Genomic DNA, 19,347 nt, shown 5'->3' on the forward strand with positions numbered 1-19,347 from the left:
CCAGGCGCCCGCCATGGAGGTCAAGCTCCTCGGCGGCGGCGTGAACGAGGTGGTGCGAGTCGGCGCGACCGTGCGGCGGCCGACCGGCTCGTGGTCGCCGCTGGTGCACGAGCTGCTGCGGCAGCTGCGGGCGCAGGGCTGCACGGCCACGCCCGCCGTGCACGGGGTGGCGCAGGACGGGGTGACGCAGGACGGCTTCGAGATCCTGGACTACCTCCCGGGTGGGGTCAGCGGCTACCCGGCGACGCCCGCCGCCGCGTCCCCGGAGGCCTTGGAGAGCGCGGCCCGGCTGCTCAGGGCGTACCACGACAGCACGCTCGGCAGCGCGCTGCTGCACGTCACCGACGGCTGGCTGCTGCCTGCCCGGACGCCCGCCGAGGTCGTCTGCCACGGCGACTTCGGCCCGCACAACTGCGTACTCGACGGCACCACGGCGGTCGGGATCATCGACTTCGACACAGCCCACCCGGGCCCCCGACTCTGGGACGTCGCGTACGCCGTCTACCGCTGGGCGCCCCTCACAGCACCCGGCAACCCCGACGGCTTCGGCACGGTCGAGGAACAGGGCCGCCGAGCCCGGGTCTTCTGCGACCACTACGGGCTCGACCCGGCCGAACGCGCCGAACTGGTCGACACCGTCGCCACCCGCCTGCACGCGCTCGTAGCCTTCATGCGCACACAGGCCGCAGCCGGCGACGCGGCCTTCGCCCGCCACCTCGCGGCGGGGCACGATCTTCGCTACCTCGCCGACATCGCCTACCTGGCGCGGCAACGGGCTCTGTTCTTCGGCTACTTGGGCTGATCCGCCGCTCGGCCGTCAGTGCAGGATGTTGACCGCTCGGGCCACCACCAGGAGCACCGTCAGCAGGGACACCGCCGACTGGAGGGTCATCAGCAGCTTCGCCCAGGCCGAGAGCGGCATGGTGTCGGTCGGGCTGAAGGCGGTGGCGTTCGTGAACGCGACGTACAGGTAGTCGAGGAAGCCGGGCTCCCACTCGGGAGGGGCGATCCCCTCGGTCTGCATCTGCGGGAAGAGGAAGTCCGGGTAGTCCTCGACGCCTGCCGCGCGCGCGGCCGGGCCGCCCCTGTCCCACTCCCAGTACCAGAGCGCGAACGCGATGACGTTGGTCGCCCAGACCGCGCCGGCCGTGCCGAGCAGGCCGAGCGCGTTGGGCGCGCCCGTGCTGTGCAGCAGCTCGCGGACGAGCTTCACCGCCGACCAGCCGTTCGCGAGGCTGATCGCGGCGGCCAGGCTCAGGCTGAGCGCCCGCAGCAGGCGTGAGCTGCGGTCGAGCCGCCGGTGCGGGTTGAAGACGAAGAGCGCGGCGAGCAGCAGGAGTTCGAGGGCGGGCAGCATCCAGTGCGGATGCACCGTCAGCCGGGGCGGGAGGAAGATCTGCAACCCGACGGCGGTCAGGACCGCCGCCATCGCGGCCCACCGCTGCTCACCCTCGGTGACGCTGCGCCAGGCGGGCTCCTGGAGGACGGGTCGCCCGGTCGGCTCGCTCGGATCGCTCGTGTTCATGAGGTTCATTCTGACGGACCGCCGGGCCCGGCCGACCGAACCGGCGCCTCGCCACGATTGTGTCTACGCGCGTCACGAGATGTTCACCGCACAGTACTTCTGGGCGATCCGCATCCGGTGCTGTCATGGACGCACTCGCCCGGCCACACCCCGCCGGACCAACTCCCTGGAGTGCCAGATGAGATCCGTGCACCAGCGCATCGCCGTCACCGCCACCGCGCTCGTCCTCGCCAGCGGCGGTCTCGTCGCCGGTACGGCCAATGCCCTCTCCGCCGGTGCCCAGGCTGCCGCGCACCCGGCAGCCACCGCCCTCCTCTCGTCCTGCTCGCAGGCGTACCTGCCGCTGCCCGACCCAGCCTGTACGCCGGGCACGCTCAACCCGAGCGTCACCCAGAGCACGATCGGCTCGACGATATGCGTGTCCGGTTGGACGGCGACCGTCCGCCCGTCGACCTCGTACACCAACAAGCTCAAGGCGCAGCAGATCATCGCCTACGGCTACAGCGACACCAACCTCTCGGACTACGAAGAGGACCACTTCATCCCGCTGGAGCTGGGCGGCAACCCCACGGACCCGGCCAACCTGTGGCCCGAGCCGCACAGCGGCACCGCCACCTCCTCGCAGAAGGACGGCGTCGAGACCAAGCTCAAGTACGCCGTGTGCGCCCACAAGGTGACCCTCGCCGCTGCCCAGAACGCACTCGTGACGGACTGGACCACGGCCGTCGCCCGCCTCGGTCTCTGACCTCCCCCCGACCCGTCGAGGGCCCGCCGGGAGCCGCCACCCCGCCGGGCCCTTGGCGCCGCGCCCGCCGCCTGCCATCCTGACGGGCGTGCCGCCGCCGCAGCCCCAGCCCCAGCCCCAGAATCCCGAGCCGGCCGAGCCGGCCGAGCCGGTCACCCCGGACGCGCCCAGGGCCACTCCGTACCCGCTGCTCACGCAGTCCTGGTTGGACCTCGCCTTCCTGCACTGGCCCGTCGACCCGGCCGCCGTCGCCCCGCTGCTGCCGCCCGGCACCCGCCCGGACACCGTCGACGGGGTCAGCTACGTCGGTCTGGTCGCCTTCCGGATGCACCGGATCGGCTGGCTCGGCCTACCCGGCCTGCCCTACCTGGGCAGCTTCCCCGAGACCAACGTTCGGCTGTACTCGGTGGATTCGTCCGGACGGCGCGGCGTGGTCTTCCGCTCCCTCGACGCCACCCGTCTGCTGCCCGTGCTGGTCGCGCGGGCGGGCTTCCGGCTGCCGTACGTCTGGTCGCGGATGGACGTCCGGCGGGCGGGCGACACCATCAGATACGCCAGCACCCGCCGTTGGCCCGGCCCGCGTGGGGCGCGGAGCCGGATCACAGTGCGGATCGGCGAGCCGATCGACGAACCGACCGAGTTGGAACACTTCCTGACCGCCCGCTGGGGTCTTCATGCCGGGTACTTCGGGCGCGAGCTGTACCTCCCGAACACGCATCCGCGCTGGCCGCTGCACCGGGCCGAACTGGTCGACTGCGAGGAGGACCTGCTGGTCGCCGCCGGGCTGGCCACGCCCGCCGCCGCGCCGGTGAGCGTCCTGTACTCGCCCGGGGTGCCGGTCCGGTTCGGCCTGCCTGGAGCCCCGACACCTCGCGAACACTCCAGGGCGGTTGGGAGGGAACGCAACTGACGGTCTATCGTTTCGTCATGGCCTCCACCGAGCTGATCCGGATCGTCTCCCGTTCCTCCCCGATGGCACTCGCCCAGGTCGAGCGCGTACGCGCCGAACTCGCCGCCCTGCACCCCGGGATCAGGACGGAGGTGGTGCCCGTCACCACCTCGGGCGACCGCTGGATGGGTGACCTCGCCAAGCTCGGCGGCAAGGGGGCCTTCACCAAGGAGGTCGACGCGGCGCTGCTCGCGGGCGAGGCCGACCTCGCGGTGCACTGCGTCAAGGACGTGCCCGCCGACCGCCCGCTGCCCGCCGGTACGGTCTTCGCCGCCTTCCTCAAGCGCGACGACGTCCGGGACGCGGTCGTGCACCCCGAGGGCCGTACGCTGGACGAGCTCCCGCCCGGGGCCCGGATCGGCACCTCGTCCGTCCGCCGGATCGCCCAACTCGCGGTCTCGCACCCGGATCTGGTCTGCGTGCCGATGCGTGGCAACGCGAACCGCCGCCTGGAGAAGCTGGCAGCCGGCGAGGCGGACGCCCTGCTGCTCGCCGTCTCGGGGCTGGAGCGGATCGACCAGCGCGAGCGGATCTCGGAGATCCTCTCGGTCGAGGCGATGTGCCCGCCGATCGGGGCCGGGGTGCTCGCGCTCCAGTGCCGCGAGGACGACAACGAGACCATCGCGGCCGTCACCGGCCTCGGTGACGCCGACGCCTGGCGCGAGACCACGGCCGAACGGATGTTCCTGCACGTCCTGCAAGGCCACTGCAACTCCCCGATCGCCGGCTACGCCCGCGCCGAGCGCGACGGCCGACTCTCCCTCCGGGCCCGGGTGTTCACCCCGGACGGTAAGACCGTGCTCGACGCCCACGAGTGGGCCGGCCCGCTCGACCCGGCGACCCTCGGCACCTCCGTGGCCGTTGCCCTCCTGCGCCAGGGCGCCCGCGAACTGATCGACACCATCCCGCACTGATCCGCCGGTTGGCGGCCGATTCGAAAATCGGTTGGACGGCAGCGGCGGCCCGGGGAGACTGACGCCATGCTGTCCGACGCCGACGCGGCCGCCCTGTACGACCTGCTGAACCCCTGGGACGCCGCGAGCTACCCGAGTGACGCGTTCTACGACGGACTCGTACGGGCCGCGAGCGACGTCCTGGACGTCGGCTGCGGCACGGGCAGCATGCTGCGCCACGCGCGCGAGACCGGGCACACCGGCCGGCTCGTCGGCCTCGACCCCGACCGGGCGGCGCTCGACCGGGCACGGCGCCGGACCGATGTCGAGTGGGTGGCCGGAGTGGCGGCCGAGGCCTCCTGGGCCGGGGAGTTCGACCTCGTGACGATGGTCAGCCACGCGTTCCAGTGCCTGGTCGGCGACGACGAGCTGCGGGCGTCGCTCACGGCGATCCGGGCGGCGCTGCGCGAGGGCGGCCGGTTTGCCTTCGAGACCCGCCACCCCCGGGCCCGCGCCTGGGAGAGCTGGGCGGCAGCCGAACCCTCCGAGGTCGTGGACGCGGCCGGCCGCACACTCCGCACCACGTACCACCTCGACTCGGTGGTCGACGACGTCGTGACGCTGACCGAGACCACCACCGACCCGGCCGGCACCGTCCGACGCGTCGACCGCTCCAGCCTGCGGTTCCTGGACGTCCCGGCCCTGAACACCTTCCTCAACGAAGCCGGCTTCGCGATCGAGGCCCAGTACGGCGACTGGCACTGCGGCCCGGTGACCGGAGCGAGCCGCGAGATCGTCACCATTGCCCGCCCGATCACGTTGGCCTGAGCGCGCGGTCCGGACGGTCTCGGGGGCCGGACGGTCAGCTCTCGACGGCCATCCGGATGCCGAGCAGGAGCAGCACCCCACCGGAGACCTGCTCCAGGCGCCTGCGCACCTCGGCCCGCGAGACGACCGCCTTCATCCGGGCGACGAACCACACGTACATCCCGTAGTAGCCGATCTCGAAGACCGCCCACACGGCCGCCAGCCCGATCATGGTGGCCAGCTTCGGCGCGCCCGTGGGCACGAACTGCGGGAGGAAGGACATGGCGAAGACGGCTGCCTTGGGGTTGGCGAGGTTGATCAGCAGGCCCGCGCGGTAGGACGACCAGCCGGAGCGGACGGCGGCCGCCGCCTCGACGCCGTCCGGCCCGTGGCTGCGCCGGGCCGCCAGCAGCGTCCGCACGCCGAAGACGATCAGGGTCACCGCGCCGACGATCCGCATCACGTCGTACGCCAGCTGCGAGGCCGCGAGCAGGGCCGTCAGCCCGCAGGCGGCGACGACGCCCCAGACGAAGACGCCGGTCTCGTTGCCGAGCACGGTCAGGAAGCCGGACCGCCGGCTGTGCAGAGACTGTCGGATGATCAGCATGGTGCTGGGGCCGGGTGAGGCAGCGATCAGAGCACAGGCGCCGAGGAAGGTGAGAAGAGTACTTGGCACAGCCTCATGGTGGGGACGGGCCGCACCCGCTGTCCAGGGAATATCCCGAGGTCAGCTCCGGAATCCAACATGGACATGATCATGATGTGTGTCGTCGGAGAAGTACTGGTTCGCGGTCGCGCCGCCGGAGAGCTGGCGCGGCCCGCCGACGTTGTACGAGCCGGCAGCGGCGGCTGCCCGCATGAAGCCGTCGACCAGCGTGGTCGGTGTCGCCGGGTCGACGACCGCGTGCCCGTCGATCTGCCAGACGTCGAAGGCCCGCCCCAGCGGGTGGTCGCTCGGGCGGGTCGTCCCGAAGACGTCCAACGGGTGCCCGGAGCGGACCACGCTGACGGCGAACGCGTAGGTGCCGGCGAGGCTCAGCATCGCCTGCAGCACGGTGTCGTGGACGGCGCCGCTCGCGATGTCGGCCCGCGCGGCGGGCGGGAGCTGGATGCGGCCGCCCGTCAGCACCTGCCGGGCCGCCGAGCTGGGCCGGTCGGTGGCCGGGCCGGGCGTGGCGGGGTGCAGCTCGGTGACCGTCCACCGTGGCTGGGCCCGGCTCAGCCGGACGTCGACGGTGGTGCCCCCTGCGGTGACGGCCGCCCCCGTCGCCGTCCACTGTTCGGCGACGACCAGCACGCTGGCGGAGTCGGCCAGCAGACCGCCGTACTGGGCGTCGACGATCCGGATCGTGGCCCGGTTGCCCGGCGGGCGCAGGCCTCCGGCCTGCGCGGTGAGCGCCGGGTCGAGGCCGAGCGCCTCGACCCGGGCCCGGCTGGCGGCGTCCCCGCCGCCCCCCGAGGGCCAGGAGCCGAGCGCCTCGACGAGCTGGACGGCCCGCAGCTTCACGTCCGGTTCGAGCTCGCCGGGACCGGGTGCCCACACCGTCGTCGTCGGCAGTGCGGCGGCCGAGGGCACGGCGGATGCGGATTCGGAAGCGGAGACGGATGCCGAAACGGTGGCAGGAGGGGAGACCGGAACGGAGGCAGGGGCGGAGGCCGACGTGGAGGCAGAGGCAGGTGACGCGGCGGGTGAGGGCGTCCCGCCGCCGGAGGAGCGGCCGGAGCACCCGGCGGCAGCGAGACCACAGGCGCTGCCGAGCCCGGCCAGCAGTGCACGCCGGTTCAGGGAAGGTGTCACGCCTCCCATGCTGCGGGCCACCGGGCCCGGCCGCCCGTCCGGAGGGTCTGTCAGGTGTGCTTCCAGGTCACCGAGAAGGCGTTGCCGCCGGAGAGGCCGGAGGTGGTCGCCTTGGTGGTGGAGCCGGCGGCCATGGTGATGTTGTCGGGGGAGTAGCTGCCGATGGGCTGGCCGTTCGCGGTGGCGTTGCTGAAGCTCACCTTGCCGAAGTTGGTCAGCGGCAGTGGGCCGGAGGAGCTGGACGGCGCCTCGGCGATCACCTCGGCGGAGGCGAGGGCCGCGTTGCGGAGGGTCTTGTTGACCGCCCTGGTCCAGCCCTGGGTGGTGTCGGAGAGCTGGAGGGTGAAGGTGCCGCTGCCGTTGGTGCTGACGGTGGAGGTGAAGTGGTCGCCGGGGCGGACGGTGTTGCTGAAGTTGACGGGGTAGGCCGGGTACATCTCGTACCAGGCGTAGTACTGCGGCGAGCCGCTGGAGCAGTCGACCTCGCTGCCGGTCTGCTCGACCGAGTTGCTGCCGTCGCCGTCGAGGCCGATCCAGAAGCTGGACCAGGTGTCGGTGCCCGTGCAGCTCGCACTGGGCTGGACCCAACTCGCGCTGACGCTGGTGAAGCGGGCTCCCGTCGCGGCGTAGCCGGACCAGTTGCTGCTGGTGCTGTTGCGCGCGTCGGCGGGCTGCCCGGCCAGGTGCGGCGCGGTGCCCGTGGTGATCATCGGCGCCTGGACCAGGGCCGGGAGCACGGGGGCGGCGAGGGCCGGTGCGGCGCTGGTGAGCACCGTGACGGCAGCGGCGGAGACGGCGAGGAGACGGCGACGGGGTGCTGCTGACATGGGCTACTCCGAGGGTGGGGGTGCGGGGGAGTGCCTGGCGTGTGCAGACGTGTCATCAGACCGTGGCGATGCCAGACACTTTGACTGCGTGCTGACAACGGTAGGTGTGCGATGGCTCTGCAGGGCGTCAAGAGGAGGCAAACAATCGGCGGGTCGCGGTGGGGCTTGTGGGGAGGTCCGGCGGCTGAGGCATGGAATCAGTTCGACGTGTTCCGTTCAAGTGATCGTTGCCCGACCATGGGTGCATACGACGCAGGGCGCCCCCATGCTGCTTCACGGCAGTACGCCTACGCGCGTAGCAACCTCAGTTCCCCACGACCCGAGGAGTTTGACGGATGATCACGAACCAGGTGTCCGCACCCCGTACGACCCCCCGGCGCGGCCGCGCGGCCCTCGCCGCCGCCACTCTCGCCGCCGTCGCCCTGCTCGGCGCGGGCCACCCGGCCCTCGCCGCCCCGCAGCGTGCCGACGTCGCGGGCAGTCAGGCCGCCGCCACCGCGCAGCACCGCGTGCTCTTCGACAACAGCAAGGCCGAGACGGCCGGCAACGCCGACTGGATCATCAGCACCAGCCAGCCCGACCCGCTCGGCCAGAACGCCAACCCGAGCACTGAGTCGTCCTGGACGGGCGCCCTCTCCGCCTGGGGCGTGGCGCTGCAGAAGACCGGCCGGTACAGCCTGAAGACGCTGCCGAGCACCGGCACCATCACCTACGGCAACACCGGCAACCCGCTCGACCTGTCGAACTTCGACACGTTCGTGCTGCCCGAGCCCAACATCCGGCTCTCCAGCGCCGAGAAGGCCGCGGTGATGACCTTCGTGCAGAACGGCGGCGGTCTCTTCCTGATCTCCGACCACACCCAGAGCGACCGCAACAACGACGGCTGGGACTCCCCGGCCATCATCAACGACCTGCTGACCAGCAACGGCGTCAACAACAACGACCCGTTCGGTTTCTCGGTCGACCTCAAGAACATCACCACCGACAACCCGCGCGCCGTCAGCGACTCCGCCGACCCCGTCCTGAACGGCCCGTTCGGCACCGTCACCGGCAGCATCCTGCGCAACGGCACCACCTTCACCCTCAAGCCGGCCGACAACCCGGCCGTCAAGGGCCTGCTCTACCTCAGCACCGGCCCGAGCGGCGGCAACACCAACGCCTTCTTCGTCACCAGTACCTTCGGCAAGGGCAAGGTCGCCATCTGGGGCGACAGCTCGACCATCGACGACGGCACCGGACAGCCCAGCAACACCCTCTTCGACGGCTGGGACGACCCGGCCGGCACCGACGCCGCGCTCGCCCTCAACGCCACCGAGTGGCTCGCCACCGGCACCGGCGGCGGCACCACCGGCAGCGTCTCCGTCACCGCGCCCGGCAACCGCACCGCCACCGTCGGCACCGCCACCAGCCTCCAGCTGGCCGCCACCGACACCGCCGGCGGCACCCTCAGCTGGTCCGCGACCGGCCTGCCCGCCGGCCTCACCCTCAACTCCGCGACCGGCCTGGTCGGCGGCACCCCGACCACCGCCGGGACGTACAGCGTCACGGTGAAGGCGACCGACTCCACCGGCCCCTCGGGCTCCGCCACCTTCACCTGGACGGTCTCCGGCTCCGGCGGCACCGGCTGCACCCCCGCCCAGCTGCTCGGCAACCCCGGCTTCGAGACCGGCACGGCCTCCCCCTGGACGGAGACCGACACCAGCGGCAGCAGCGCCATCAGCAACAGCAGCAGCGAGCCCGCCCGCTCCGGCAGCTACGACGCCTGGCTGGACGGCTACGGCAGCGCCAACACCGACACCCTCGCCCAGTCGGTCGCCATCCCGGCCGGCTGCACCAGCGCCTCCTTCAGCTTCTGGCTGCACGTCGACTCCGCCGCGTCGACCACCACCGCCTTCGACACCCTCAAGGTGCAGGTGCTGAACAGCTCCGGCACCGTGCTCTCCACCCTCGCCACCTACTCCAACGTCAACGCGGCCGCCGGCTACGCCCAACACTCCTTCGACCTCTCGGCCTACGCCGGGCAGACCGTCACGGTGAAGTTCACCGGCACCGAGGACTACACCAAGCAGACCTCGTTCGTCATCGACGACACCGCGCTGAACGTCTCCTGACGCTCCGTCGCACCAGTGCGGGACGAGCCGTCGGACACCAGTCCGACGGCTCGTCGGCCGTGCTGGGCCTGCTGGTGCCGACCTTCCCGAACTTTGCCCCGGGGCGAGCACGGGGGCTCTAAGATCGTCCCCGAGCCGGTCCATGACAAGCACCTGCGGCGGACATCGGCCGGAAGCCCGTCCATGACCGGCGCGGACAACTGGCACGACGGCGACACCGACACCAGGGGGAGGGCGTCTTCGATGTCCACGGACGAACCACACATCCGCCACGCCGCGTTGACGATCGCCGACGCCGTGGAACGCCTCGACCGAGCCACGCTCGCCCGCCTCGGCGCCGACGCCACCAACGCCCAGCTGCTCGCCCGCGAGACGCTGCACGACTACCTCGAACAGATCTGGGACACCCTCAAGCTCCAGGGCCAGCGGCCCGCCGTCCGCCCCGAGTACCAGCCGCTCGCCGCCCTCCTCGACGTCCTGGCCAGCCTGCGCGAGAGCGCCCACCACGCCGTCCACGGCCCGGCCGGCGGCTGACCCGCCCGGCGGGCTGAGTGCCTGACCACCGGAGCTGACGTACCGTCGGGCAGCCGATCTCACCGAGGTGTTCCAGCAGGACACCGTCGTCTCCGTGCTCGCCGACGACCACGCCGTCACCCGCGGTGGCAGCGGCCGGACGGCTCAACATCCTCGCCGCCGGGAAATCGCCCACGGCGGCGCCGACCTCGACTGGTCGGCCGTGGCACTCACCGCCCGCCGCCGCGCCGGGCTGCCCGACTGAGGCCGACCGACCGCTGCTTCATCCGGACGGCCCAGCGCGGTACGCCGAGTGACGCAGCGTCACCATTCCTGCGGGTGACGCTGCGTGCCGGACGGCCGTGCTCGTGGTTTCCCCGCCGCCGATCTGGCGAGACTGGCTGAGGATCGTCCGTTCACGGAGAGGTTCTCGCCCATGATGCTCACCCTGGTCCTGCTGACCACTCCGCCGCTACTGGCCGCAGCCCTGGCGCACTCCAACTCCGAAGCCGAAGAAAGCGCCGAGCGCACCCATCGCGGCGCCGGACCCGGCGTGCTCCGCCGACATAGCCGTACCGGGGGACGGCACGCCCTCCGGGCCGTCCGTCCGACCGGCCCGCGCACGCTGGCCTGAGCCGGGCCGGCCGATCTGTGCCTGAGTCGGGTCGGCCGATCTGTGCCTGAGCCGGTCGATCTGCGTGCGGCCCCGGAATGATCGCCCCGGGGCCGCACGCGGCGTCCTGCTGGTGCTGCGGTCAGCTGTTCTCGTACTCCGCGATCACGCTCGCCCGCGCGAGGGCGTGGAAGCCGAGGGTGCCGCCGATCGCGGCGGCCGAGGTGTCGGAGTCCAGCCCGAGCTTGTCGACACCGAGTGCGTGCACGGTGAACACGTACCGGTGCGGGCCGTGGCCGGGCGGCGGGGCGGCGCCACCGAAGTCCTTCGTGCCGTAGTCGTTCCGGCCGTGGACGGCGCCGTCGGGCAGGCCCGGGAAGTCGCCGCTGCCCGCCCCCGCCGGAAGCTCGGTGGTCCCGACCGGGAGGTCGAAGAGCAGCCAGTGCCACCAGCCGCTGCCGGTCGGTGCGTCCGGGTCGAAGCAGGTGACGGCGAAGCTCTTCGTCCCGGCGGGGAAGCCGGCCCACCGCAGCTGGGGTGAGACGTTGCCACCGGCGTGGACCTGCGCCTGGGAGAGAGTGCCGCCGTCAGGCACGTCCTCGCTGGAGAGCGAGAAGGACGGCACGGGCCTCAGGAAGTCGTGGGGGAGTGGCGGCCGGTCGTCGGGCGTGGGCATGGCGGTGAGCCTCCGGGAGTCAGGGAGAGGTCGGCGCTCCCGACCTCGAGGGGTGAGAGTAGTGCCGTTCCCGGGACGACATGCCCACGACTTCGAGGTTCCCGGCCGATTCCGCGTCAGAGGCTAGACTGGGAACCCGAAGGATTTCGGACCCGTTCGACGCTCTCTCGGTCACCGCTATTTCGATCACCCCGGGCGCTCGGTCGCGGTCGTCTCACTTCCTCGCGTAGTCCGCGTACGCCTGCCAGTCGAGGGTCACGCAGGGCTCGTCACCGAGGACCCAGGCGTCGTGGCCAGGCGGGATGATCATGAAGTCACCTGTGCCGAAGTCCGCCTGGTCGCCGTCGTTCATGACCACCCGGATCCGGCCGGAGACGACGTACCCGACGTGCGACGCCTGGCAACTGTCCGTCCCCGCAATGGGCTTGACGTGCTTCGACCACTGCCAGCCGGGCTCGAAGGTGGACCGTCCCACCCCGCTGCCTTCGAGGTTGACGATGTCCAACCTCCCCTTGCCGTCCTCGAACGGACGGGTTTCCTCCGGAGTGTCGAGACTCTTACGGACAAGGCCGGACATGTGCTGCTCCTCGGGGTCCGAACGGCGACGACCCACAGCGGGCAGCATCGACATCCGTCGACCTTCGCCGTCGGCCACCACCGGTGTCGGGGTCGGCACCGGTTGCGTCCGACCCCCACCTGTAGTACCTCCAGTCTGCGCCTCGGCAGGTACGTGTGCCTCCGGAGCCGCGTGCAGCCCGCGCCGACCGGACTGGTCTGACCGGACCGGACCGGACCGGACCGGGCTGACGGGACGTAGGCTGCGGGGATGTTCCGACCGCACTCATCAGGACGGTGACCATGGCTGTCGCACTCGACGAGTACCTGAGGCTCGACCCGTTGCAGACCCGGATCGACACCCACCGACGTCACAGCCAGCACCCGGACGACGTCGAACAGGCCGCGATCGCCCAACTGCGCCTCCGGGCAGGCGAGTCCCTGCTCGACATCGGCAGCGGCACCGGCTCGTTCCTGGCCCGGCTGCGGGCCGAGGGTCACCAGGGCACGCTCATCGGCCTCGACTCCTCGCCCGCCGCCGCCCTGGCCTGCGCCCAACTGCCCGAAGTCGGAACGGTGGTCGCCGACGCCGTGCAACTGCCCTTCCACGACGGCCGGTTCGACGCCGTCACGGCTCGGCACATGCTGTATCACGTGTCCGACGTACCGGCGGCCCTACGCGAGGCCCGGCGGGTGCTGCGCCCCGGCGGCCGTCTGGTCGCCGTGGTCAACCACCCTGACCCGGTGCCGAGGGTCGGGGCCGTCGTCCGGGAACAGGCCGAGCGCCACGGAGTCGCCGTGCCCGTGTCGGTCGACAGCGGCGTGCACTCCGGCACGCTCCCCGCGCAACTCGCCCGGGTCTTCGGCGAACAGCCGGGCCGGCCCTCCCGTCCGGCATCCCCCGAGGTGGTGATCGTCTCGCACGACAATGCTCTGGTCTTCGACGCGCCCGAGCCGGTCATCGCCTTCGGCCAGGCCCTGATGAGCAGCTATGGCGTGGACAGCGCCTTCCCGGAGCGCGCAGCCATAGCGGCGGGGATCGACCAGCAGGTCCGGGCGTGGTTCGCGGCCAACTCCGGGCCCTGGCGCGACCCCAAGGGGTACGTGGTCTGCACGGCGGTGCGCCGGTAGGTCGACAGGTGAATCCGCGGGCGGCGGTGGCGGTGCCGGTGGCTCAGGCACCGCGCAGGCGCTCGACCTCGCGCCGGTCGCGCTTAGTCGGGCGGCCGGTGCCGCGATCCCGCTGGGCAAGCGGCGCCACCGCCCCGTGCTCGGGCGGCGGCGGGCTGTTGTCGACGTAGCACTCCGCCGCCGGTCCGGCTCCGACGCGCTTGCGCACCGTCTGCCGCACCACGACGATCCGTTCGTAGCCGCCCTGTTGGAGCCGCACCTCGTCGCCGGGGCGCACGGAGTGCGCGGGCTTGACCCGCTCACCGTTCACCCGGACGTGTCCGGCCCGGCAGGCCGTCGCCGCGAGGGCCCGGGTCTTGGTCAGCCGGACGGACCAGATCCAGCTGTCCACCCGCACCGTCTCTTCGCTCGCCACCATCCCCTGAGCCTAGCTCCACCGCCCGCCGGGTCGGCTCCGGACCGCCGGGGGCCGGGTCGGGGGTGCTTGGGCTCGGATCAGTCGAGGGAGAGCGAGTCGAGGTAGACCCAGGCGCCTTCGTACCGGAGAAAGCGACTGTTCTCCTGCATGGCGCCCGTCTCCCTGCCGTCGAGGTAGTGCGCCCGGAACTCCACCGTGCCTTCGGAGTGGAACGGCCCGCCCTCGGTGGATCCGAGTACTTCCAGGCGCTGCCAGACCAGCCCGTCGTCGAACTCGACAGCGGCCGGCCGGGTGTCCGGGTGCCAGCTGCGCAGCAGGTACGCCTCGTCGTGGGCGGCGAACGCGCTGAAGCGCGAGCGCATCAGCTGCTCGGCGCTGGTGGCCTCGGCCTGGCCCTGGTGCAGGCGACCGCAGCAGGCGGCGTAGGTGCCGGGCAGCCCGCACGGACAGGCGGCGGTGGGCGAGAGGCGCGGCTTGGCGGGGCGTCGTGACATGCCTCCATTGTGGTGCCTCCGGTGTCTGCTCCTGTACCGGCCCCCGATTGATATTCATACATATTTCTTTCCCTGTCGCTCGAAAGGGATTTCAAATTCCCATTGACAAGGGGTGGTGGGCGTTCGAGAATTGTGCCTGTCATCCCGGTGTCCGTTCCCGGGACTGCGCTCTGGCTCGGCCTTCTGTGATTCTCTGACCAGTGGATATTCATAGGAATTCGGCGGTGGACTGACCACCAGCCTCCCATTTCCTTCATTCATCCTCAGTAGGCTTCTCCGCCTGGGGAGGTACCCCGCCATGATCGTCCATCTCTTTCCCGGCCAGGGAGATTTCGCGCTCAGCCCGCTCATCTCCGCCGTCGGAACGGTTCCCGCGCTGCGGTCAGCTCTCGCCGAGGTGTTCACGGAGGCAGATCGCGCCGGAGTCGAGTTCGGCTTGACCGCCCTCGGCCCCCGGCTGCTCGGCAGGGCCCCGCCCAGCGCCCGTGCGCTGGCCGCCGAGCCCGTCGGCACCACCCAACTCGCCCTGTACGGAGTCTGCCTGGCGATCCACCGTGCCATGGCGCGATCCGGTGCGCCGCCGGATCGCCTGATCGCCGTCAGCTTCGGCGAGATTCCCGCCCTCGTCGCGGCCGGCTGCTTCACCGTCGCCGACGGCGCCCGCCTTGCCTGTCGCCTCGCCCAGCTGCTGCACAGTGCCGACGGCGGCCTGACCTTGCTCCGGGCCTCCGAGGGGCAGAGCGACCGACTCCTCCAGGAGGTGGGCCACGAAGACGTGGTGATCGCCTGTGTCAACGACCCTGGCGAGCGAGTGCTCTCCGGCCCGATCGCCGAGCTCCTCGACGTCGAGCTGGCCGCCCAGGCGCGAGGCATGGTGGCACACCGGCTGCGCCTGCCCTTCCTCTCCCACCACCCGAAGCTCTCCGCGCAGGCCCAGGCCTTCGCTTCCTACGCCCGCACCCTGCCCACCGCTCCGCCCCGGCTGCCGGTCCACTCGGCCGTCGCCGGGTCGATGCACACCGCGGACACCGACCTGCCCCGGGCCCTTGCGGCCTGCCTCACCGACCCGGCGGACTTCCCACCGGCCCTGCGTCAGGCAGTCGGCCGGGCCACTGCGTCGGAGGTCGCCCTGTGGGAGGCCGGCACCGGTCATGCCCTGACCGACAACGCTCGGCGCACCCTCCCGACGGTGAACGCCCGAGCACCCTTCACCTCTCCGGGCTCCCCCGCCACCCCGGGCACCCGAGGCTTCCCCTGGAGCGCGGGCCTCAGCTCGCCCCAGCCGCGCCCGCGACCGTCAGGAGGCACGACATGACGCCCACACCCAAGCCGTCGCCCAGGTCGCCCAGGTCGCCCAGGTCACCCGCCTCCGCCGTGCCCGACGCCTCCGCCATGCCCGACGGGCCCGCCGCGCCCGTACCGGCACTCGACCACCTCCGCCACGGCACCTGCCCGCCCGCCCTGCGCCACCGGCTCGCCGCCGTGCTCGCGAACCGCCCCTTCCCCGCCGAGCCGGATGCGCTCACTCGTGACCACCGTGACCACCGAGCGCTGCGCCGCCTCGCCGAGCATCTCCCGCCAGCGGGCGAGGTCTTCGCCGACACGGACCTCCTCGCCGCCCTCAGCGCGGCGACCGCCCTCGCCGACCCCTCGCTCTACCAGAGCTTCCTCTCCCACTACATCCTCTGCGTCGGTTCGGTCGTCACCCTCGGCGGGCACGGCACCGACCTCCCGCCGGCGAGCGCCGAGCTCGCCCACGCCCACGCCAAGGGCGTCTTCATGGTCACGGAGATCGGCGATGCGAGCAGTCATCTGGGCACCCGCACCACCGCCACCTTCGATCCGGCCGACGGCGGCTTCGTCCTGCACACGCCGGACGAGCGAGCTTCGAAGTTCTCCAGCATCGGTGCCCAGGGCCTGCCGCAGAAAGCCGTCGCCCTGGCTCGGCTGATCACCGGCGGTGCGGACCACGGCGTGTTCTCCTTCCTCGTCGACATCACCGACGAGCGCGGCCGCCCGGCCCAGGGAGTGGCCATCTCCAGCCCGGTCGCGGTCGACGCGGTGCCCCTGCCGTACGCCGTGGTCCGCTTCGACCAGGTCCGGCTGGCCCGTAGTGCCTGGCTGGGCGACTCCGCCCGGATCGACGCCGACGGCAGCTTCCACGACCCGCTCGGCAGCCACGAGGCCCGCCTCCAACGCACCCTGAGCGTCGGTCAGACCCTCTGGGCGACCCTGCCCTCCGCCATGGCCGCCGTGGCGAGCCGCAGCGCCGTCCTCACCTGGCGCTACTGCGCCCAGCGCCGCTCCCACGGCCGCCTGGCACCGGGCAGGTCCGTCCTCGCGTACCGCACCCAGCAGCACGCCGTCCTCGGCGCCCTCGCCGAGGCCTTCGCCCTCACCTGCGCCGCCGCCGAGGCCCGCCGCACCTGGCACGCCGCCAGGCTCCGCACCGACGCCGCACGGCAGGGCCCGACCGAGATGGCCTTTTCGCCCTGGGCGGCGGTCGACCGGCCGCTCGCCGTCCACAAGGCGCTCAGCACACGTGCCACCGCCGATCTGCTGGCAGAGTGTCAGCACCGCTGCGGAGTCGCCGGCTTCTACCGGCTGCACCGTCTCCAGGCGTACCACGGCCTCGCCCACGCCTTCGACAACGCGGGCGGCGACAACACGCTGATCCTCCTCGATGCCGGGAGGGGCCTCGCCACCGACAAGCCGTCCGAGCCCCCAGCCCTCCTCCCGGGCGTCGCGCCGACCGACCCGGCGTGGTGGCCGCTCATGGCACAGGCCCTCCAACACCGCCTCACCCAGGAGCTCCGGGCCGCCCTGGACGAGCGCTCCCAGGCCGCCACCACCGGGCTAGACCTGTGGAACCCACTCCTCGCCCAGACGCTCGAACTCGGCGAGAGCTACGCCCACCGGCTGGCTGCCGACAGTGTCACCGAGACCCTCAAGGGCATCACCGACCCGCAGCTCCAGCAGGCCCTGCGCACCCTCGCCGCACTCCACGGCCTCGTCCAGGCCCGTCGGCACGCCGGTCTCCTGCTGCGCACCGGGCTGCTCGACCCGGCCGCAGTCCGCAGGCTGCCCACCCACCTCGACAGCCTCTGCGACGCACTCGGCCCCGACCTCCCGATGCTCGCGGACGCCCTCGACCCGGACACCGGCCACAACCCCACCCCCATGGACGCCCCGGACTACGCCCGTGCCCTCACCAGCACCCTCACCTGGCGCCGAGGCCCGGGATGACCACTCACCTCCCGCCGCCGCCACCCTCACCGCCTGCACCGCCGTCGGCCATCGGAGTCCTCGGGCTGGGCAGCTACCTACCCGGCGCCGTACGGGGCAACGACGTCGTCGCCCCGGCAGCGGGGGTGACGGCGCAGTGGATCACCGAGCGCACCGGTGTCGTCCGCCGCCATGCGGCCGCCCCCACCGAGGCCGCCTCCGACCTCGCCGCGGGCGCGGTCCGGGCCGCCTGCACGGCCGCCGGTCTCACTCCCGACCAACTCGGCCTGCTCGTCCTCGCCACCTCCACCCCTGACGAACTGGGCCCCTCCACGGCCTGCCGCGTACAGGCCGCCGTGGGCGCGGCCAACGCCGTCGCCCTCGACGTCAGCGCCGCTTGCTCCGGCTGGCTCTTCGCCACCCGAGTCGCCCACGACTGGCTGCGCTGCACACCGAGCACCCGCTACGCCGCCGTGGTCGGAGTGGAGGCGTACTCCAAGTTCGTCGACCCGGCGGACCGCTCGACGGCGGTGCTCTTCGCGGACGGCGCGGCGGCCACCATCCTCGGGCCGGTCGAGAACGGGACGGGCTTCGCCGACATCCAGCTCGGCTCGAACGGCCGAGGGGCGCACCACGTCCTCATCCCGTCCGGTGGCAGCCGACGCCCGGCGAGCGCCGAGACACTGGCCGACGGCGGCCACCGCATCCGGATGGACGGCCGCGCGGTCCGCGACTTCATCGTCGAGATCTTCCCCGAGCTCGTCCGCCAGAGCCTCACCCGCCACCACCTCGACCTGCTCGACATCGACTTCTTCATCACCCACCAGCCGAACCCGGTCCTCCTGCGCCGCCTCGGCCAGGAGCTGGGCATACCGCCCGAGCGCCTCCACATCACCGGCGACCAGGTCGGCAACATCGGCGCCGCCTCCACGCCGTTCGCCCTCACCGACGCCGCCGCCCGCGGGCTGCTCCCGGTCAAGGGGCGGGTCCTGCTCTGCGTCTTCGGCGCCGGGCTGACCTGGGGCAGCGCACTGCTCACCTGGTCGGGGGCACCGGCCGTCCAACTCGTCGGCGGCCTCGCCGACTCTGCTGCCCACCATCCGCCGCCGACCACCAGCCGAGGAGCACAACCGTGAGCACCCCCGCCGCCGCCACGACCCCCGCCGCCACGACCCCCGCCACCACGACCCCCGCCACCAACACTCCCACCTCCAGCACCCTCGCCTCCTTCCGGCTCGACGGCTCCCGAGCCCTCGTCACCGGAGCCTCGCGCGGCATCGGCCGCGCCGTCGCGCTGGCCCTCGCCGAGGCCGGAGCCGATCTGGTGCTCTCGGCCCGCACCAGCGAGGCGCTCAAGAGCACCGTCGAGCAGGTGGCCGAGTTCGGCCGCACGGTGATCGCGGTGCCGGGGGATCTCGGCGAGCCCGGCCGGGCCGGCCAGGTGGTCGACCAGGCGGCCGAGGCACTCGGCGGTCTCGACGTCGTGGTCCACAACGCGGGTGTGCTGCCCTCCCAGCCCGACGGCAGCCCGATCCTGCTGCCGCTGCAGCACCTGCCGCAGCCCGACTGGGAGTCGGTCATCTCGGTCAACCTCAACGCGACGGCCGCGCTGTGCAGGCACGCTCACCCCTACCTCGCCGCCTCGCGCAGCCCGAGCCTGGTGCTGATGTCCTCCGTGGCGGGGGTGATCGGCACTCCGATGATGGAGTCGTACGCCGCCTCCAAAGCCGCCCAGATATCCCTGGCCCGCAGTCTCGCCGCCGGCTGGGCCCGCCAGGGCATCCGGGTCAACGCCCTCTGCCCGGGGTGGACCCGCACCGACATGACGGCCTTCGCCCACCACAACGGCCCGCTCAGCGACTGGCTGCTCGCCCACGTCCCGCTCGGCCGCTGGGCCACCCCCGAGGAGATCGCCGCAGCCGCGCTCTTCCTCGCCTCCCCGGCCTCCGCCTACCTGACCGGCCAGACGCTCCTGGTCGACGGCGGAGTCTCCGTCCCCGACGGCGGCCTGGCCGGCATCCCCAAACCGCCCTCCCCCTTCGCCCCGGCCTGACCCCCTCCCACCCT

General features: G+C 72.4%; 22 protein-coding genes. 14 read left to right on the forward strand and 8 right to left on the reverse strand.

The window, feature by feature from the left end:
• Positions 1 to 13 precede the first annotated feature (13 nt).
• Positions 14 to 802 (forward strand): phosphotransferase enzyme family protein, encoded by a 789-nt coding sequence (locus ACR68M_RS33960; protein ID WP_441248005.1) that lies wholly within the window; start codon positions 14 to 16, stop codon positions 800 to 802.
• 15 nt (positions 803 to 817) lie between these two features.
• Here ACR68M_RS33960 and ACR68M_RS33965 read toward each other — a convergent pair whose 3' ends face one another.
• A complete protein-coding gene (locus ACR68M_RS33965; protein ID WP_441248006.1) occupies positions 818 to 1,525 on the reverse strand; it encodes a hypothetical protein in 708 nt (235 codons plus the stop codon).
• A 178-nt stretch (positions 1,526 to 1,703) separates the two neighbouring features.
• On the opposite strand from ACR68M_RS33965, the gene ACR68M_RS33970 reads away from it, so the two are divergent.
• From ACR68M_RS33970 to ACR68M_RS33985, 4 genes are all read left to right on the forward strand, one after another.
• Positions 1,704 to 2,270, forward strand: a complete 567-nt coding sequence (locus ACR68M_RS33970; RefSeq protein WP_441248007.1) for a hypothetical protein — start codon at positions 1,704 to 1,706, stop codon at positions 2,268 to 2,270.
• Positions 2,271 to 2,358: 88 nt separating this feature from the next.
• Positions 2,359 to 3,180, forward strand: coding sequence for a YqjF family protein (locus ACR68M_RS33975; protein WP_441248008.1), 822 nt, complete (start codon positions 2,359 to 2,361; stop codon positions 3,178 to 3,180).
• A gap of 17 nt (positions 3,181 to 3,197) precedes the next feature.
• Positions 3,198 to 4,133 (forward strand): hydroxymethylbilane synthase, encoded by a 936-nt coding sequence (gene hemC / locus ACR68M_RS33980; RefSeq protein WP_441248009.1) that lies wholly within the window; start codon positions 3,198 to 3,200, stop codon positions 4,131 to 4,133.
• A gap of 66 nt (positions 4,134 to 4,199) precedes the next feature.
• The gene (locus ACR68M_RS33985) at positions 4,200 to 4,940 is read left to right on the forward strand and encodes a class I SAM-dependent methyltransferase (RefSeq protein ID WP_441248010.1); all 741 of its coding nucleotides are present in this window, start codon (positions 4,200 to 4,202) and stop codon (positions 4,938 to 4,940) included.
• Positions 4,941 to 4,974: 34 nt separating this feature from the next.
• Here the strand turns inward: ACR68M_RS33985 and ACR68M_RS33990 are convergent, their stop codons facing one another.
• The 3 genes from ACR68M_RS33990 to ACR68M_RS34000 all read right to left on the reverse strand — a co-directional run bounded on the left by ACR68M_RS33990 (position 4,975) and on the right by ACR68M_RS34000 (position 7,544).
• Positions 4,975 to 5,595, reverse strand: a complete 621-nt coding sequence (locus ACR68M_RS33990) for a LysE family translocator (RefSeq protein WP_441248011.1) — start codon at positions 5,593 to 5,595, stop codon at positions 4,975 to 4,977.
• A 51-nt stretch (positions 5,596 to 5,646) separates the two neighbouring features.
• Entirely contained in the window at positions 5,647 to 6,495 is an 849-nt protein-coding gene (locus tag ACR68M_RS33995) for a hypothetical protein (protein ID WP_441248012.1), read from the reverse strand.
• A 272-nt stretch (positions 6,496 to 6,767) separates the two neighbouring features.
• Complete coding sequence (locus ACR68M_RS34000) at positions 6,768 to 7,544, reverse strand: G1 family glutamic endopeptidase (RefSeq protein ID WP_441248013.1); 777 nt, start codon at positions 7,542 to 7,544, stop codon at positions 6,768 to 6,770.
• 335 nt (positions 7,545 to 7,879) lie between these two features.
• On the opposite strand from ACR68M_RS34000, the gene ACR68M_RS34005 reads away from it, so the two are divergent.
• The 4 genes from ACR68M_RS34005 to ACR68M_RS34020 all read left to right on the forward strand — a co-directional run bounded on the left by ACR68M_RS34005 (position 7,880) and on the right by ACR68M_RS34020 (position 10,802).
• Entirely contained in the window at positions 7,880 to 9,655 is a 1,776-nt protein-coding gene (locus tag ACR68M_RS34005; protein ID WP_441248014.1) for a putative Ig domain-containing protein, read from the forward strand.
• A gap of 243 nt (positions 9,656 to 9,898) precedes the next feature.
• The gene (locus ACR68M_RS34010) at positions 9,899 to 10,189 is read left to right on the forward strand and encodes a hypothetical protein (RefSeq protein ID WP_441248015.1); all 291 of its coding nucleotides are present in this window, start codon (positions 9,899 to 9,901) and stop codon (positions 10,187 to 10,189) included.
• 67 nt (positions 10,190 to 10,256) lie between these two features.
• On the forward strand, positions 10,257 to 10,433 hold the full coding sequence (locus ACR68M_RS34015) for a hypothetical protein (protein ID WP_441248016.1): 177 nt from the start codon (positions 10,257 to 10,259) through the stop codon (positions 10,431 to 10,433).
• A gap of 171 nt (positions 10,434 to 10,604) precedes the next feature.
• Positions 10,605 to 10,802 carry a hypothetical protein gene (locus tag ACR68M_RS34020; RefSeq protein WP_441248017.1) on the forward strand — a complete coding sequence of 66 codons (198 nt, stop codon included), beginning with the start codon at positions 10,605 to 10,607 and terminating at the stop codon, positions 10,800 to 10,802.
• 121 nt (positions 10,803 to 10,923) lie between these two features.
• On the opposite strand, the gene ACR68M_RS34025 is transcribed toward ACR68M_RS34020, so the two are convergent.
• Entirely contained in the window at positions 10,924 to 11,457 is a 534-nt protein-coding gene (locus ACR68M_RS34025; protein WP_441248018.1) for a YbhB/YbcL family Raf kinase inhibitor-like protein, read from the reverse strand.
• A 214-nt stretch (positions 11,458 to 11,671) separates the two neighbouring features.
• Positions 11,672 to 12,034: a cupin domain-containing protein gene (locus ACR68M_RS34030; RefSeq protein ID WP_441248019.1), complete on the reverse strand. Its 363-nt coding sequence runs from the start codon at positions 12,032 to 12,034 to the stop codon at positions 11,672 to 11,674.
• A 281-nt stretch (positions 12,035 to 12,315) separates the two neighbouring features.
• Here ACR68M_RS34030 and ACR68M_RS34035 point away from each other — a divergent pair, with 281 nt between their 5' ends.
• Positions 12,316 to 13,143: a class I SAM-dependent methyltransferase gene (locus ACR68M_RS34035; RefSeq protein ID WP_441248020.1), complete on the forward strand. Its 828-nt coding sequence runs from the start codon at positions 12,316 to 12,318 to the stop codon at positions 13,141 to 13,143.
• A 43-nt stretch (positions 13,144 to 13,186) separates the two neighbouring features.
• Here the strand turns inward: ACR68M_RS34035 and ACR68M_RS34040 are convergent, their stop codons facing one another.
• Together ACR68M_RS34040 and ACR68M_RS34045 are read right to left on the reverse strand one after the other, a co-directional pair.
• Positions 13,187 to 13,561: an RNA-binding S4 domain-containing protein gene (locus tag ACR68M_RS34040; RefSeq protein ID WP_441248021.1), complete on the reverse strand. Its 375-nt coding sequence runs from the start codon at positions 13,559 to 13,561 to the stop codon at positions 13,187 to 13,189.
• Positions 13,562 to 13,638: 77 nt separating this feature from the next.
• Positions 13,639 to 14,055 (reverse strand): YchJ family protein, encoded by a 417-nt coding sequence (locus ACR68M_RS34045; protein WP_441248022.1) that lies wholly within the window; start codon positions 14,053 to 14,055, stop codon positions 13,639 to 13,641.
• A gap of 298 nt (positions 14,056 to 14,353) precedes the next feature.
• Between ACR68M_RS34045 and ACR68M_RS34050 the strand changes: the two genes are divergently transcribed.
• From ACR68M_RS34050 to ACR68M_RS34065, 4 genes are read left to right on the forward strand one after another with little or no spacing between them, the layout of a single operon-like run.
• Entirely contained in the window at positions 14,354 to 15,370 is a 1,017-nt protein-coding gene (locus ACR68M_RS34050) for an ACP S-malonyltransferase (RefSeq protein WP_441248023.1), read from the forward strand.
• Positions 15,367 to 17,301 carry an acyl-CoA dehydrogenase family protein gene (locus ACR68M_RS34055; protein ID WP_441248024.1) on the forward strand — a complete coding sequence of 645 codons (1,935 nt, stop codon included), beginning with the start codon at positions 15,367 to 15,369 and terminating at the stop codon, positions 17,299 to 17,301. The genes ACR68M_RS34050 and ACR68M_RS34055 overlap by 4 nt, the downstream gene beginning before the upstream one ends.
• A complete protein-coding gene (locus ACR68M_RS34060) occupies positions 17,298 to 18,416 on the forward strand; it encodes a 3-oxoacyl-ACP synthase III family protein (protein ID WP_441248025.1) in 1,119 nt (372 codons plus the stop codon). Before ACR68M_RS34055 ends, ACR68M_RS34060 begins: the two co-directional genes overlap by 4 nt.
• Complete coding sequence (locus ACR68M_RS34065; protein ID WP_441248026.1) at positions 18,413 to 19,333, forward strand: SDR family NAD(P)-dependent oxidoreductase; 921 nt, start codon at positions 18,413 to 18,415, stop codon at positions 19,331 to 19,333. Before ACR68M_RS34060 ends, ACR68M_RS34065 begins: the two co-directional genes overlap by 4 nt.
• The last annotated feature ends 14 nt before the right edge of the window (positions 19,334 to 19,347 follow it).

It is taken from the genome of Kitasatospora sp. McL0602 (assembly GCF_052076145.1).
Classification (GTDB): domain Bacteria; phylum Actinomycetota; class Actinomycetes; order Streptomycetales; family Streptomycetaceae; genus Kitasatospora.

What these genes read in the sequence shown, in the direction of transcription:
- ACR68M_RS33965 (WP_441248006.1), bottom strand. Translation starts at nt 1,525, where the DNA reads ATGAACACGAGCGATCCGAGCGAGCCGACCGGGCGACCCGTCCTCCAG.
- ACR68M_RS33970 (WP_441248007.1), top strand. Translation starts at nt 1,704, where the DNA reads ATGAGATCCGTGCACCAGCGCATCGCCGTCACCGCCACCGCGCTCGTC.
- ACR68M_RS34050 (WP_441248023.1), top strand. Translation starts at nt 14,354, where the DNA reads ATGATCGTCCATCTCTTTCCCGGCCAGGGAGATTTCGCGCTCAGCCCG.
- ACR68M_RS34060 (WP_441248025.1), top strand. Translation starts at nt 17,298, where the DNA reads ATGACCACTCACCTCCCGCCGCCGCCACCCTCACCGCCTGCACCGCCG.
- ACR68M_RS34020 (WP_441248017.1), top strand. Translation starts at nt 10,605, where the DNA reads ATGATGCTCACCCTGGTCCTGCTGACCACTCCGCCGCTACTGGCCGCA.
- ACR68M_RS33960 (WP_441248005.1), top strand. Translation starts at nt 14, where the DNA reads ATGGAGGTCAAGCTCCTCGGCGGCGGCGTGAACGAGGTGGTGCGAGTC.
- ACR68M_RS34000 (WP_441248013.1), bottom strand. Translation starts at nt 7,544, where the DNA reads ATGTCAGCAGCACCCCGTCGCCGTCTCCTCGCCGTCTCCGCCGCTGCC.
- hemC (WP_441248009.1), top strand. Translation starts at nt 3,198, where the DNA reads ATGGCCTCCACCGAGCTGATCCGGATCGTCTCCCGTTCCTCCCCGATG.
- ACR68M_RS33985 (WP_441248010.1), top strand. Translation starts at nt 4,200, where the DNA reads ATGCTGTCCGACGCCGACGCGGCCGCCCTGTACGACCTGCTGAACCCC.
- ACR68M_RS34040 (WP_441248021.1), bottom strand. Translation starts at nt 13,561, where the DNA reads ATGGTGGCGAGCGAAGAGACGGTGCGGGTGGACAGCTGGATCTGGTCC.
- ACR68M_RS34045 (WP_441248022.1), bottom strand. Translation starts at nt 14,055, where the DNA reads ATGTCACGACGCCCCGCCAAGCCGCGCCTCTCGCCCACCGCCGCCTGT.
- ACR68M_RS34035 (WP_441248020.1), top strand. Translation starts at nt 12,316, where the DNA reads ATGGCTGTCGCACTCGACGAGTACCTGAGGCTCGACCCGTTGCAGACC.
- ACR68M_RS34055 (WP_441248024.1), top strand. Translation starts at nt 15,367, where the DNA reads ATGACGCCCACACCCAAGCCGTCGCCCAGGTCGCCCAGGTCGCCCAGG.
- ACR68M_RS34030 (WP_441248019.1), bottom strand. Translation starts at nt 12,034, where the DNA reads ATGTCCGGCCTTGTCCGTAAGAGTCTCGACACTCCGGAGGAAACCCGT.
- ACR68M_RS34010 (WP_441248015.1), top strand. Translation starts at nt 9,899, where the DNA reads ATGTCCACGGACGAACCACACATCCGCCACGCCGCGTTGACGATCGCC.
- ACR68M_RS34025 (WP_441248018.1), bottom strand. Translation starts at nt 11,457, where the DNA reads ATGCCCACGCCCGACGACCGGCCGCCACTCCCCCACGACTTCCTGAGG.
- ACR68M_RS34005 (WP_441248014.1), top strand. Translation starts at nt 7,880, where the DNA reads ATGATCACGAACCAGGTGTCCGCACCCCGTACGACCCCCCGGCGCGGC.